General features: G+C 62.5%; 7 protein-coding genes. 5 read left to right on the forward strand and 2 right to left on the reverse strand.

Annotated features, from left to right (window positions below):
* Positions 1-42: 42 nt before the first annotated feature.
* Entirely contained in the window at positions 43-1,008 is a 966-nt protein-coding gene (locus QYH69_RS18660; RefSeq protein WP_308833305.1) for a LysR family transcriptional regulator, read from the forward strand.
* Between the two features lie 33 nt (positions 1,009-1,041).
* On the opposite strand, the gene QYH69_RS18665 is transcribed toward QYH69_RS18660, so the two are convergent.
* Complete coding sequence (locus QYH69_RS18665) at positions 1,042-3,228, reverse strand: M1 family metallopeptidase (protein WP_308833306.1); 2,187 nt, start codon at positions 3,226-3,228, stop codon at positions 1,042-1,044.
* Between the two features lie 624 nt (positions 3,229-3,852).
* Between QYH69_RS18665 and QYH69_RS18670 the strand changes: the two genes are divergently transcribed.
* On the forward strand, positions 3,853-4,686 hold the full coding sequence (locus tag QYH69_RS18670) for an AraC family transcriptional regulator (protein ID WP_308833307.1): 834 nt from the start codon (positions 3,853-3,855) through the stop codon (positions 4,684-4,686).
* Here QYH69_RS18670 and QYH69_RS18675 read toward each other — a convergent pair.
* Positions 4,664-5,539, reverse strand: coding sequence for a LysE family transporter (locus tag QYH69_RS18675; protein WP_308833308.1), 876 nt, complete (start codon positions 5,537-5,539; stop codon positions 4,664-4,666). The genes QYH69_RS18670 and QYH69_RS18675 overlap by 23 nt on opposite strands.
* A 22-nt stretch (positions 5,540-5,561) precedes the next feature.
* On the opposite strand from QYH69_RS18675, the gene recC reads away from it, so the two are divergent.
* Genes recC through recD form a run of 3 tightly spaced genes read left to right on the forward strand, consistent with a single transcriptional unit; the run spans position 5,562 to position 15,393 of the window.
* Positions 5,562-9,182 (forward strand): exodeoxyribonuclease V subunit gamma, encoded by a 3,621-nt coding sequence (gene recC / locus QYH69_RS18680; RefSeq protein WP_308833309.1) that lies wholly within the window; start codon positions 5,562-5,564, stop codon positions 9,180-9,182.
* A complete protein-coding gene (gene recB, locus QYH69_RS18685) occupies positions 9,179-13,072 on the forward strand; it encodes an exodeoxyribonuclease V subunit beta (RefSeq protein ID WP_308833310.1) in 3,894 nt (1,297 codons plus the stop codon). Before recC ends, recB begins: the two co-directional genes overlap by 4 nt.
* On the forward strand, positions 13,069-15,393 hold the full coding sequence (gene recD / locus QYH69_RS18690) for an exodeoxyribonuclease V subunit alpha (RefSeq protein WP_308833311.1): 2,325 nt from the start codon (positions 13,069-13,071) through the stop codon (positions 15,391-15,393). The genes recB and recD overlap by 4 nt, the downstream gene beginning before the upstream one ends.
* The last annotated feature ends 24 nt before the right edge of the window (positions 15,394-15,417 follow it).

Raw genomic sequence — 15,417 nt, forward strand, 5'->3', positions numbered from 1 at the left:
CGCACATAATGGGAAGCTTTACCTGAATTCGGGGGACGTTCGATGCGAGAGATCAACCAGCAACGGCTGCGCTATTTCAATGAAGTGCTGACCCACGGCACGATTCGAGGCGCGGCCGATTATTTGAACACGTCGCCGTCGGTGATCACGCGGCAAATCAGGCTGCTCGAAGAAGAGCTAGGCACGCTGCTGTTCGAGCGGCAAGCGCGCGGCGTGCGGCCGACCGAAGCGGCCGCGCACCTGCTCGAGTTCTGGCATGGATACCGGTCGCAACAGGAGAAGCTCGAAGATCGGCTGCATGCGTTGAAAGGGCTGCAGACGGGGCACATCGAGATCGCCGTCAGCGAGGGGTTCGTCGATACGCTCGTCGACGAGGTGCTGATTCCTTTTTGCGCGCAATACCCAAAGCTCGACATCGCGATGAACATGCTTGCCGTCGATGCGATTCTCGAAGAGGTCGCGCAGAGCCGCGTGCATATCGGGCTTGCCTACAATCCGCCGCCGCATGCGCAGATCGCGTATCGCGCGAGTTCGGCGCAACCGGTGGTGCTGTTGCTGCGCAGCGATCATCCGCTTGCGTTGCAAAAGCGCGCGGCGACCGTCGACGATTTGCGCGCGTGGCCACTTGCGGTCATGCCGTCGACGTTCGGCATCGGGCACGTCGTGAAGATGCTCGAAGTCGCGGAGAACATCGAACTTCGGCCGGCGCTGGCGACCAACTCGCTGACCGCGTTGAAACGCGTCGTAACGGCAGGAGAGTTCGTCACCTTGATCGGCGAGTTTGCCGCGTATCGCGAGATTGCCGGCGGCGAATTGACGGCGCTGCCAATCAGGCATCCGCTGTTCGAGGCGACGCACGCGAGACTGATCGTCAAGCAAGGACGGCCGCTTGCGGCAGGTCCGTTGGAACTGGTCAGGTGGATCGAGGAAAAGCTGCCGGTGTTTGCTGCGCGGACGCAGCGACGGACGCGAACGCGCCGCCGTTCCGATCCGCACACACGTGCATGACGATCGAAACGGCGGCGCCGCGCTGCCTTGCTCTTACTCCGTCTCGATACGCGGCTTGAGTTTGCCCTGGTAGCGCAGCAGCGGACGTTCGACTTGCGGTTGCGCTTGCGGCACCTTCAGCATCAGGCTACGCGCGGTTGCGGTTGCAGGCGGCGTGATCGAACCGATCGTCGTCGCGCGCGTCGGATTCGCGAGGCCCGAGTTCACAAGCATCTTCGCTTCCATCTGCAGGTTGGTCAGCAGCACCGGGTCGGTCAACGCGCTGCTCTGCGCGAGCAACTGGCTCCACGCGTTATCGCCGTAGTTCGTCACGTAGTAGTCGAGCCCGCTCGGATCCGCGACGACGGCCGAGCAGCCGTTCAGGCGCACCTGCATCTGCGCGTCCTTCAATGCAACCGTCTTGCGCCGCATCAGGCCGTCACCGTAAGCGAGCGTCAGCGGCACGGTCCATTGAATGCCCGGATACTGGTTCTTGTTCGGATACGGCGCCTGCTTGAGCGACACGACCGTCTGATTGCTGGTCAGGTCGCACTGCGTATCGAGCGTGATCAGCGGGACGCCCGTCTGACGCACGAAGCTGTCGCCGATATCGACCATCGACTGGCCGCTCGCCTTCGACAACTCGTTCCACAGACGCCTGGGCGTCGTGTTGCCGAACGAATAGTCGGTCAGGTACGACTGCAGCCCTTTGCGCATTACGCCTTCGCCGAGGTAGTTCTCGAGCATCTTCAGCACGATGCCGCCCTTGTCGTACGTGAACGGGCTCGCGCTCAGCACGAAGTCGTTCGATGCCCAGTCGTTGAAGTTCGGCTGCACCGGGAACGCGTTCGCGCCAAGGTCGCGCGACATCACGGCGTACTTCGTCCTCACTTCGTCGACCCAGTTGAAGCGATCCGGGAAGAACAGGATCTTCGTCTTGTTCTCGAAGAACGTGGCGAACGATTCGTTCATCCAGACGTCGTCCCACCAGTCGAGCGTGACGAGGTCGCCGAACCACTGGTGCGCGGCTTCGTGCGTGAGCACCGTGACGCCGTAGTCGGACATCGGTGTGCCGGGGGGCGGCAGGATGTCGTCGGCGAATTCGAGAATGGCGCCCCAGTTCTCCATGCCGCCGAAGTTCAGGTCCTTCTGCTCCTTGAACGCATCGTTGGCGGCAACCGTGTCGAACTTGGTCAGCGGCAGCGAGATGCCCGTGTAGCGATAGTAGAAGTCGAGGGCCTGCTTCGTCTGCTGCATCGCGGGCACGGCCCAGTCGCGCATGCCCGGCGGCGCGAAGATGCGCAGGTGCAGATTCTTGCCGTTCGCGAGCGGGTTCGCGAAGTCGTCTTCGAGGATGTCGAACTGGCCGCCGCCGAAGAACAGCAGATACGACGGCATCGGCGGCGTCTTCTCGAACGACACGCGCTTGTAGCCGCTATCGACGTTGACGGACGGCAGCTCGGCCGCGTTCGACACGACGCGCCAGTTCTGCGGCACTTCCGCCGACACTTCGTAGGTCGGCCGGAACGCGGGCTCGTCCCATCCGGGGAACCATTGCCGCGCGAGGTTGCTTTCGCCCTGCGTGAGAATTGCGCCGCTCGTCGAGCCGTCGGTTGCCTTCAGGTCGACGCGGAACACGCCTTCCGCCGCGGAGCAGCCGGGGTACTTGTCGTTGCCGCAGCTTCCGCCGGTTTCGGTCGCGGGATCGTCGTAGGTCTTGAAGTTGATAATGCCCGACCACTCCATATGCAGCGAGTATTCGCCGGCGGGAATCTGGCCGCTCGCGGGGCGCAGCTGGTAGAAGTCGCCGTCGTCTTGCGGCGTGGCGATCAGCTCGATATTGCCCGGCTGCAGAATGGTCTTGCCGTTGACGAACTTGATGCGATGGCCGGCCACTTCGATGTAGTTGACCTTTTTCTTGACCTGGATGTCGACGTCCGCACGGCCGTCGAACGTGGACAGCTCGGGATTCGGGCGGAACCAGAGCCGGTAGTTGACCGGCTGCACGGTGTTGGGCAACTCGACCGGCTTCACGGTTTTCTTGATTGTCTTGTCTGCGGCGACGGGCGCCGCCGGTGCCGGCAAAGCGGGCTGCGAGGCGGCTGTCGAAGCTGCCGCACCGTTTACCTGCGCGTTGTTCGACGCAATGCCGGAGGCATCGTCTCCTCCCCCGCATGCGCTCAACGCCAGCGTGCCCGCTAGCAGCAGACACGCCATCTTTAACCCAGAATGTGTACGCATTGTTCGTCCCTGTCCGGAAAAAATTTCTTTAAAATGTGTGGCCAGTTATTTTTTATTGAATAATTTTTGAAAAAAGGTCTTCCTCACGCGCCAGATGGCGAATGAAAAATCGCTATTAAAAGGCGCACGCAATCCTCGGCTTTTAATACCGATATGAACGCTTTAAAACGATGAACTCAAGAATTGCTACGACGTGACGGCTCAGCACGCCGCGAGCGCTGCGTGCTTGTGGACTCGTATGCTGCTTATGGGCGCGTGCGAACCCTAACGCGCCTATCCTCTGATAACTGTCAGCTTACGATGGCGGTAGATTAGTTGGGCAAACGTTAGCGTGTCAACGTTCAGTTACAAATTATTTCTCTAAATCTTTACGTTATGCCGCTTAAATCAATGCAAATCAGAGCGGATTTATTGGAATTGCATTGCGGAACGGTAAATGAAATTACGCATTGATTTGGAGTATTTGGTGTGATTGAGGCGCGATGCCGCCGACTTCATCTGACGTACGCCCGCCCTCGCCGAACAAAGCGCCGTCCCAAAAAAATTCGTCGGTATCCTTGGATCCATAACTTCGTTAGTCGACACACGCGACACCGTGGCCCACGCATACCTATGACGCTTGCAATGGAAGAGTTCTATCGGTCTAACGGCGTGGAACTGGCGCGAATGCGCGCCAGTGTTCACGCGTCCTTTCCTCTTCACACTCACGCCGAATACGTTGTTAGCGCAAATCTGTCGGGCTGCGAAAATATCTGCCTCGACGGCAAGAAGCTACGTGTGACCGAACGCATGGTCACGGTTTATAACCCGCCAGCGCTGCAGTCTTCGAGCTTCGATCGCGATGCGGGCGACGCCGAGTTTATTTCCATCTATATCGATTGCGAAAAACTGGTCGGAATCGGACACGAGAACGGGTGGCTCTCGCGATCGTCGCCTCCGGTCTTGGCGCAGGGAGTGATTTCCTGCCCGAGCTTGTATCGGCATATTCTCGCTGCCTTTCAGGCGATACGCGACGAAGGCGGAGCCGGGTTTGAAGCGGCGATGATTGAACTCGTAGCGGCGCTGTTGATGTCAGACGGCCACGCTAATGTTGCCGATGCGGCTCGACCCTCGCTCCTTGCTGGCGAATTGAGACCGGTGCTCGAGTACATGAAATCGCATCTTGCCGCACCGGTCGCGCTGGACACGCTGTCCTGCGTCGCGAACGTGAACAAGTATCAACTGATCCGCAGTTTTAAAGTTGCGATGGGGATGACGCCGGCGAAGTACCACATGCAGCTTCGGTTGATGGAAGCCCGGAATCGATTGCGTCGCGGTGTCCCCGCACAGGACGTCGCGTTTGAATTGGGCTTTTTTGAACAAAGCCACTTCATCAACGCGTTCAGGAAAGTGCTCGGCGTGAGTCCGCTGCGGTTTGCCGAACCCGCGCGCTTCGTCAAACCGGCAAACCGAGAATGAGCGTGCGATAACCCGAGGAAACGACCTGCCACGCAAAAAACACGAACAATGTGGCTGAGGCGAAATAGCAGAACGATAACGCTTTGGTGCCGAAGGCCTTTCCGCCCGCCCTCGCGATCGAGCATAGCGCGCAAGTCCATACGACGCCCGCGACAAAGAAGCCTGCGAGAAACGGACCGGTCGACTTCCAACCCTGCATTCCCGATTGCGCGATCAACGCACCACCGACCGCGGCAAACCAGACGATCGCCGAGGGCGAGGACAGCGCTAGCAATGCCCCCTTTAACAGTTGCTGACAATGCGTGCCGCTGATGTCGGGTTTGCCGGGCGATGCGCAGCGAACGGATCGGAACGCGCTGATCCCCATTTTTACCGCGAGGATCACGAGAACGACCGTCCCGCCGAGCCACATCCCCCATCTGACTGCGGAAAACTGCAATAACGCTGTCATGCCCGCCAAGGCGAGAATCGCGTAGATCAGATCGCCGATACATGAGCCCATTCCGAGCCAGAAGCCGGTCCAGTAGCCGCGTTGCATCGCGGCCGTCATCATCGCGATATTGACGACGCCGATGTCGAGGCATAGCGAAAGGGAGAGTAGGAAGCCATTGGTTGCGGGGCTCATGCAGTGAATTCCTTGGCGCTGCTCGTTCGAATGCGACAGAGCGATATGCTCGCGCGGGCGCCGCCCAAAAGATTGGAAGAAATTGACAAGGCAGGCGGCGGCGGTGCCATCAATGGGTCCTTGTATCATTGAGCAATCAGCATCGGGACGCCCCTGTCCCCCTCCACCCCAAAATGCGCGACAGGCCCTTTCCCTTTCGCCAACCGCATTCGCGACAACCGAGTACATGCCATCCTCGATGGAGCTTCGTTTGAGCTTGACACCCCAACCGCTACCCGCCGGGCTGATGCTCGTGCACGGCAATCAGCCCGAGCGCCTGCGCGATCTGATGATCGAATGGATCAGGCAATACCCGCTCGCGCCACTCGAAAACGAGGTGATCCTCGTGCAGAGCAACGGCATTGCGCAATGGCTGAAGCTCGCGTTCGCAGCCGATTTCGTCGATGGCGGTTGCGGCATTTCCGCCGCGCTCGATCTTTCGCTGCCCGCGCGGTTTCTGTGGCAGGTCTACCGCGCGGTGCTCGGCGCCGACGCGGTGCCGGCTGTCTCGCCATTCGATAAGTCGCGCCTCGTCTGGCGGCTTACCCGCTTGCTGCCCGAACTGCTCGATCGGCCGGACTACGCGCCGCTCAAGCGTTTCATGGCACACGACGACGATCAGCGCAAACGGTTCCAGCTCGCACAGCGCGTCGCCGATCTCTTCGATCAGTATCAGCTTTATCGCGCGGACTGGCTCGCACGTTGGGCAGCCGGCGAAGACGTGATCATCGATGCGCGCGACAAGCAGGCGCCACTGCCCGACGAGCATCGCTGGCAAGCGGCGCTCTGGCGCGCGCTGCTCGATGACGTAGCCATGAACGCGCCCGCGCAGAAAGGCAGCGATGCATCGACCGCCGGCCGCGCAGCGGTGCACGAAGCATTCATCCAACGTGCCGCCGCGCTGCGCGACGACGAGCGCCCCAAAGGGCTGCCGCGACGCGTTATCGTGTTCGGCATCTCGAGTCTGCCGCGGCAATCGCTCGAGGTGCTCGCCGCGCTTGCCCGCTTCACGCAGGTGCTTATGTGCGTGCATAACCCATGCGCGCACTACTGGGCCGATATCGTCGCCGATCAGGACCTGTTGCGTGCCGAACGCTCGCGTCAGCGGCGTCGCCAAGGCGCGCCCGTCATCGTCGATAAAGAAGAGCTGCATCTGTATGCGCATCCTTTGCTCGCCGCATGGGGCAAGCAAGGGCGCGACTTCATCGGCCTGCTCGACGAATTCGACAGCGATTCCGCGCGCGCCGCCTATTCATCGCGCTTTGCGAATATCGGCCAGCGCATCGATCTGTTCGAAGCCGAAAGCACGTCGACCATGCTGCAGCAGTTGCAGGACGATATCCGCGACTTGCGCCCAATCAAGGAATCACGCGCGAAATGGCACGCAGTCGATCCGCGCAAAGACCACTCGATCCGCTTTCATATCGCGCATAGTCCGCAGCGCGAGGTCGAAATCCTGCACGACCAGTTGCTCGCCGCCTTCGCTGACGATCCTTCGCTGCGCCCGCGCGACGTGATCGTGATGGTGCCCGACATCGAAGCGTACGCGCCGCATATCCAGGCTGTATTCGGCCTGCTCGACAAGGAAGATCCGCGCTTTATTCCGTTTAGCGTCGCGGACCGTGGGCAACGCGATTTCGATCCGCTGCTCGGCGCGCTCGAGACGCTGCTCGCGCTGCCGCAATCGCGCGTGACCGTCAGCGACGTGCTCGATCTGCTCGAAGTGCCCGCGTTGCGCGCGCGCTTCGACATTGCCGAAGACGATCTCTCGAAGCTGCACAACTGGATCGGCGGCGCGAATATTCGCTGGGGACTGCACGGCGAGCAGCGCGCAAGTCTCGACTTGCCGAAGGCCGGCAGCCACGATGCGCCGAATACGTGGGCCTTTGGCCTACGCCGCATGATGCTTGGCTATGCGGTCGGCGATAAGTCGGACGCGTGGCGCGAAATCGAGCCGTACGCCGAAATCGGCGGCCTCGACGCAGCGCTGCTCGGGCCGTTGACGCATCTGATCGATGCGCTGGAACACACATGGAAGACCTTGCGCGAGCCCGCCACCGTCGACGCTTGGTGCGAGCGGTTGCGCGGCCTCAAGAACACATTCTTCGCCCCCGTCGACAGTGACGACGCGTACACGCTCGGCCGTCTCGATGCCGCGCTCGAAGCGTGGCGCGATGCATGCGTCGATGCGGCGCTAACGGGCGAACTGCCGCTGTCGATCGTGGCGGACCACTGGCTCGCGCAACTCGAAGAAGGCAGCCTGTCGCAGCGCTTCTTCGCGGGCGCCGTCACGTTCGCGACGCTGATGCCGATGCGCGCGATTCCGTTTCGCCGCGTCTGTCTGCTCGGCATGAACGACGGCGACTATCCGCGCACGCGTACGCCGCTCGACTTCGATCTGATGCGGCAAAACTACCGGCCCGGCGACCGGTCGCGCCGCGAAGACGACCGCTATCTGTTTCTCGAAGCGCTATTGTCGGCGCGCGAGCATCTGCATGTGTCGTGGGTCGGGCGCAGCGTGACCGATAACACGCCGCGACCGCCGTCGGTGCTGGTCGGGCAGTTGCTCGAACATCTATCGGCGGGCTGGCGTCTTGCCGGGGACGAAAGCGGCGACCCGCACGCGCTGGGCAACGAACTGACGATCGTTCACCGGCTCCAGCCGTTCAGTGCCGATTACTTTCCGGCCAATCCCGATCCGGGCGCAGCATCGAAGCTGTTCACGTTCGCCGGCGAATGGCGCGCAGCGTCGACGGTAATGCCGATCGTTGCGGCTGCAACGAAGCATGCTGCCGATGCCCCGGACACGCTGCTGCCGCCGATAGAGCGCGACGAACCGCTATCGATACGCGAACTCGCCGACTTTTTGCGAGATACCGTCAAGTCCTTCTTTCGCCAGCGCCTGCGCGTCGCGTTCGAGACCGACGTGATGGCAAGCGAAAACGACGAACCGTTCGACCTCGACGGCCTCCGGTCCTGGCAGCTGCAAAACGAACTGATTCGCGCGCAGATCGCGGCGCTCGAGCGCGGCGACGACGATTTGCTGCCCGCCGCGCAAGCCCGCCTTGCGCGCATGCATCGCAGCGGCGACCTGGCGACCGGCGGTTTCGGCGAACTGCTCGGCGACGAATTGATGGAGCCGATGCCCGATCTCTTCGAGCGCTACCGGATTGCGCTCGCCCGCTGGCCGCAGATGCTCGATGAGCAGCAACACGAGCTGCTTGTCGAAGAGACGATCGATGGGCGCGCACGTTCGATCGACGACTGGGTCGGCGATATTCGCGCGAACGCGAACGGCGAGCATGGCCGCGTGATTCTCGAGGCAAGCACGCTGATCAAGGACAACAAGTATCGCCGCGACCGGCTCATTGCGCATTGGGTCGCGCACCTGGCTGCGCACGCTGCGATCGGACCGTTGACGACGGTCGTAGTCAGCAAGATCGGCAGCGTCGAACTCGCGCCTTTGACGGAAGAAAAAGCCCGCGCCCATCTGGCCGCTCTGCTGCGCGCGTGGGACGAAGGCATGCGCCGGCCGCTGCCGCTCGCAGTCAATGCGGCGTTTGCATGGCTCGGAAAGTGGTCGCCCGAAGCACCGTCCGATCGAACGCCGGCACGCGATGCGGCTCGCGCCGCCTACGACGGCACGTCGTGGCAACCGGGCGAGCGCGATATGAACGCTTATTTGCGGCGCGTGTATCCGGACTTCGATGCGCTCGCCGGAAGCGGCGATTTCGAGCGGCTCGCGACCGAACTGCTGCTGCCGCTGCAGCTTGCGATCCCGTCGTCGACAAGGCAAAAAGCCAGCACAAATGGTGATGGAGACGCGCAATGAGCGAACACGCGAACGTAACCACATCGTCCGCAGCGGTTACCGCACTCGATCCGCTGCGGTTTCCGTTGCGCGGCAGCAGTCTGATCGAAGCAAGCGCCGGTACCGGTAAGACATTCACGATCGCGATGCTGTATGTGCGTCTGGTGCTCGGACACAGCGGCGGCGATGACGCCGCTGCGCGTGCACTGACGCCGCCCGAAATTCTCGTCGTCACGTTTACCGATGCCGCGACGAAGGAGCTTCGCGAGCGGATTCGTGCACGGCTCGTCGACGCAGCCGGATGTTTTCGTGCGGAACCGGATGAGGTCGAGGCGACCGCCTGTCCGCCGGGCGACGACTTGCTGCATGACTTGCGCGCCGAATATGCGCGCGAACACTGGGCTGGATGCGCACGCCGTCTGCAACTCGCGGCTGAATGGATGGACGAAGCAGCCGTGTCAACGATCCACGGCTGGTGCAACCGCATGCTCAGCGAGCACGCTTTCGATAGCGACAGCCTGTTTTCGCAAACGCTCGAGACCGATCAAAGCACGCTGCAAGCCGAGGTCGTGCGCGACTATTGGCGAACCTTTCTGACGCCGCTCGATGCGGAGTCGGCGCACGATGTGCGTCAATGGTTCGCGAGCCCGCTCGATTTGCAGCGCGTCGTGAGCAGATTGCTCGCTCATGCGGATCTGCTGCCGCACGCTGAAGCTCCGGAGTCGACGCTGAAGGACGCACGCGAAAAGCAACGCGCGCACCTCGCTCGCCTGAAAGAAAACTGGACATCATGGTGCGCCGAGCTGCAAACGCTTCTCGATGAAGCGCGCGACAAAAAGCAGTTCAACGCGCAGAAGCTCAATCGCGCGAACTGTCAGACATGGCTCGAAAAACTGCGCGCATGGGCGGCCGATCCGCTGATGGCCCGACCCGCGTTCGACGACAAGGCTGCGGTTTGGACACGCCTCACGCGCGCGGGACTCGCGGAAATCTGGAAGGACGGCGATCCGCCCGATCACCCTGCATTGGACGCCATGGAAACGCTGCGCGACGCGCTCGCCGCACAGCCGACCGCGTACTACGACTTGCTGTGCCACGCCGCGCACTGGGTCTCGCAGCGCTTCGCCGCCGAGGAAAAGAAGCGTTCGCAGATGGGCTTCGACGACCTGCTGACGCGTCTTCGCGATGCACTGCGCTCGCCGAATGGCGAGCGACTCGCCGGCATCATCCGCAAGCAGTATCCGGTCGCGCTGATCGATGAGTTCCAGGACACGGACCCGGTGCAGTACGAGATCTTCGATCGAATCTATCGAATCGAATGCAACGATGCGGACACGGCGATCATCCTGATCGGCGATCCGAAGCAGGCGATCTACGCGTTTCGCGGTGCCGATATCTACACGTATCTCGAAGCGCGCCGCGCCTGCGCGGGGCGGCTCTTTACGCTGAAGAAAAACTTCCGGTCGACGCGTGCCATGGTGGGCGCTGTGAACCGCTGCTTTGAAGCGGCCGAGGAACGGCCGGACGGTCCAGGCGCTTTTCTGTTTCGCGATCAGCGTTCGGGAGAAAATCAGCTGCCGTTCGTTGCGGCCGAGGCAGCGGGTCGCCGCGACGCGTTGCAGATCGCGGACGATGAAGCGCCCGCGGCGCTGACTGCGTGGTGGATGCCACCGATCGAGAGCGGCGTTTCGCTTTCGAAAGATGCGTACATGCGCGGCATGGCTGCGAGTTGCGCGTCGGAGATGGTGCGTCTGCTGAATCTGGGGCAGGCGAAAAAAGCAGGCTTTGTCGACGCCGGCACATCACCCATAAAGCCGCTGCAACCGGCGCATATGGCGGTGCTCGTCAACAACGGCGAAGAAGCGCGCGCGATCCGTTCGGCGCTCGCGGAACGTGGCGTGCGAAGCGTATATCTGTCCGACCGCGATTCGGTGTTTCAAACCGAGCAGGCCGTCGAGTTGCGTCATTGGCTCGCGGCATGCGCCGAGCCCGACGACGGACGTCTCGTGCGTGCCGCGCTTGCGACCGCGACGCTTGGGCTCGATTTCGCCGATCTCGATGCGCTCACGCACGACGAAATCGCGTGGGAAACGCGCGTGATGCAATTCCGCGGGTATCGCGACAGTTGGCGCACGAAAGGCGTGCTGCCGATGCTGCGTCAACTGCTGCACGATTTTCAGGTGCCGCAGCGGCTGATCGGGCGAACGGCGGGTGCGCCCGTGAATGGCGAACGCGTGCTGACGAATCTGCTGCATCTGGCCGAGTTGTTGCAACAGACGAGCACGCAACTCGATGGAGAGCATGCGCTGATTCGCTACGTCGACGAAGAGCTTGCGGATCAGGCCAGTGCCGGCGCGGGTGGCGATGCGAAGCAGATTCGGCTTGAAAGCGATGCGGGTCTCGTGCAGGTCGTGACGATTCACAAGTCGAAGGGGCTCGAATATCCGCTCGTGTTTTTGCCGTTCGCGGGCAATTATCGGCCGGCCAAGGCGACGGATATGCCGCTCAAGTGGCACGACGATGATGGCCGGCTCCATGTGACGCTCGATGACGTGTCCGTCTTGCCGCAAGTCGATCGCGAGCGGCTCGGTGAGGATTTGCGCAAGCTTTACGTGGCGCTCACGCGTGCGCGCTACGCAACGTGGGTGGGGGTCGCGCCGATCGCCGGAATCGAGTTGAGCGCGCTCGGGTATCTGCTTTCGGGCGGCAAGGCGATCGTGCCGGATGAGCTCGGTCAGCTGCTCGAGCGACTGCGTCTGGAACATGCGGACATTCGCGTGGCGAAGGCGCCGGTTGCGGGCTCCGAGCTTTTCACGTCGCGCGACTCGCAGACCGGGCGCGGTGCGGCGCGGACTCTGTCGCGTGCCGTGCGCGAGCACTGGTGGATTGCCAGCTACTCGAGCTTGCGCAAGGTCGATGGTGTGATCGGCGGCGCTTTCGCGCATGAGACCGCGCCAAGTCCGCTCGCAGCGACCGGCACCGGTGAAGAGCACCCGGCGCCGGATACGCGTGGCCAGGATGTGTATCAGGAACTCGCAGGCGCCGAACCGCCGGTCGACTCCGCCGATGCCGTGGCGTGGCAGCGGGCCGATCGGGCGAGCGGCTATGCGGACGTGCAAGTCGATTCCTCGCTGCATGGGCTTCCGCGAGGCGCGGATGCCGGCACGTTCATCCACGAATTGATGGAGTGGGCGGCGACTGAAGGCTTTGCCGAGGTCATCGAGAACCGTGACGCGGTGCGGGATACCGTTGCGCGCCGCTGCAGCGTGCGTGGTTGGACTCGCTGGATCGAGCCGCTTACCGGATGGCTTTTGAGACTGCTGAAAGAGCCGCTGCGGATTCCTTCGATTCCGATGTCTTCGGCGCAGGCGGTTGTTACTCCGGTTACGCTGTCCGCATTGGCGACGTATGTGCCCGAAATGGAGTTCTGGGTCGCCACGCATGACGTCGATGCCCAGGCGCTCGATCGGCTGGTCTGCGACATGACGCTCGACGGCGCCGTGCGCCCCGCGCTCGAACCCGCGCAACTCAACGGGATGCTCAAAGGCTTTATCGACCTTGTCTTCGAACATGAGGGCCGCTTCTACGTCGCGGACTATAAGTCGAATTGGCTCGGACCCGATGACGCGGCGTACACGATGGCGAAAATGCGCGCGCAGATCCTGCATTCGCGTTATGAGCTGCAGTACGTGTTGTATCTGTTCGCATTGCATCGCTTGTTGAAGGCGCGTCTGCCCGATTACGACTATGACCGGCATGTCGGAGGCGCCGTGTATCTGTTTTTGCGCGGCAGCCATGCCGAGAGCCAGGGCGTGTTCGTCGATCGGCCGCCGCGCGAGTTGATCGAACAGCTCGATGCGCTCTTTGCGAAGCGTGTCGATGGGGAAGAACTGGCGGGAGATATTGCATGACGAAGCGGCGTGTCACCGACTCGCAAACCGGCGATCTGTTTGCGGATTTGCCGCCGACGCCGACACCGCCCGCGCAGCCGATGCCGCCCGCGCTTCACAGGGACGATGCGGTGGCTGTCGGTACTGCGGTTTCCCCAGCTGCTGCCGAAGCTGCGGTTTCTGCCGCGGCGATAATCTCCGACGCTGGCTCGATGCTCGGCGTGCTCGACGAATGGGTCGAGCGCGGCTGGTTGCGTCCGCTCGATGCGGCGTTTGCGCGATTCCTTGCTCGCGAGGCGTCATCGGGCGTCGCGCCGTTGCTAGTTCTGGCGGCGGCACTGGCAAGCCATCAGCTGGGGCGTGGTCACGCGTGCCTCGAATTGCAAGCCGCGCTAGACGATCCGACCCTCGTGCTGTCGCTGCCGCCCGACGATGCGATCGATCGCATGGTCGATGCGCCGACGCATGCACCTACGGATCTCCTTAAGAATGTGACGCTCGCGCAGTGGCTCGACGCGCTCGATCATGCTGCGCTCGTGAGCCACGGTGCGGGGAACACGCCGCTGGTTCTGGTCGGCACACGTCTTTATCTGCGGCGGTACTGGCAGTATGAGCAGGACGTTTGCGCCGGTATTGAGCGACGACTGCGCGCGTCGCAGGAGCATGCAGCGGCGCTCGATATCGATGCGGTGCACGCGACGCTCGACGTGCTGTTTGCGCCCTCGAAGCGCGGCACGGGAAAGCAGGGCGCTGACTGGCAAAAGCTCGCGTGTGCTGTGGCTGCGCGTAGCGCGTTCAGCATCATTACCGGCGGCCCGGGGACGGGGAAGACGACGACGGTCGTCAAATTGCTGGCTTTGCTGCAAGCGATTGCGTTGAACCAAGGTGGCGGCGGTGTACGCGACGGCGTTGCTGCCAGGGCTGGCGCCGTCGGGCGCCGCGTGCGGCCGTTGAGGATCAAGCTTGCCGCACCGACCGGAAAAGCCGCCGCTCGACTCAACGAATCGATTGCGGGCGCGGTAGCGAGCTTGCCGATCGAGAGCCTCGCTAACGGCACGGATGTGCGCGAAGCGATTCCAACCGTTGTGACCACATTGCATCGTGTGCTCGGCACGCGTCCCGACAGCCGGCGTTTTCGACACGATGCGAGCAATCCGCTGCCCGTCGATGTGCTCGTGATCGACGAAGCGTCGATGGTCGATCTGGAGATGATGGCCGCGGTGCTCGATGCGCTGCCGCCGTCGGCGCGGCTCGTTCTGCTCGGCGATAAGGATCAGCTTGCATCCGTCGAGGCGGGCGCCGTGCTCGGCGAGTTGTGCGAACGCGCCGCTCGCGGGCACTACACGCCGCAGACGCGTGACTGGCTGCAGGCGGCGACCGGTGAGCGTGTCGACGACGCGATGATCGATGAGAACGGCTCCGCGCTGGATCAGGCGATTGCGATGCTGCGGGAAAGTCACCGATTCTCGGCCGCGAGCGGCATCGGTGCGCTGGCGCTGCGCGTGAACGACGGCGATGCGGCCGGCGTTCAGCGTGTGCTCGATGAAGACCGCGCCGACCTTGCGTTGCTGACTTGCTCGGCGGGTCATGATGCCTTGTTCAAGGCGCTGGTTGTCGATGGAGAGGTGGGTGGCCGTGACGTGGCAAGCGCGGATGCATCGGTATCGGCGTCGGTGCTTCGACATGGCTATCGGCATTATCTCGAGACGATGCATCAGCGCCAGCCCGCTCATGATGCCGATTCCGCTGCACTGGATAGATGGGCCGCCGAAGTGCTCGAGGCTCACGATGCGTTCCAGTTGCTGTGTGCAGTGCGGCGCGGGCCCTGGGGTGTCGATGGGCTCAATAGACGCATCGCGCGGCTTCTGCACGAGGAAGGCTTGATCGATGCGCGCGGCGAGTGGTATCCGGGCCGGCCTGTGCTTGTTACGCGCAACGACTACGAACTCGGGCTCATGAATGGCGATATCGGCATCACGCTTTCCTATCCGGTTAGCCACGACGGACGCGGTGCATTGCGTGTCGCGTTTCCGGCAGCGGATGGGTCGGGCGAGATCAAGTGGGTGTTGCCGAGTCGACTGCAAGCCGTCGAAACGGTGTTCGCGTTGACCGTGCATAAGTCGCAAGGGTCGGAGTTCGCGCACGCGGCGCTCGTGTTGCCGGATCGGTTTAGCCCGATTTTGACGCGAGAGCTTGTTTATACCGGCGTGACGAGGGCTCGCGCCTACTTGACGCTGGCGGTGCCGGAAGGCAATGCGGTGCTCGACGAGGCGGTGACGGCGAAGGTCCAACGGGCGAGCGGATTGTTAGCCGGATTTGCTGTGCCCGCCGACGCGGAATAAGCCGGGATCACGGCGAAAGGCAAG

The sequence above is a fragment of the Paraburkholderia sp. SARCC-3016 genome, from assembly GCF_031119615.1.
GTDB lineage: Bacteria > Pseudomonadota > Gammaproteobacteria > Burkholderiales > Burkholderiaceae > Paraburkholderia.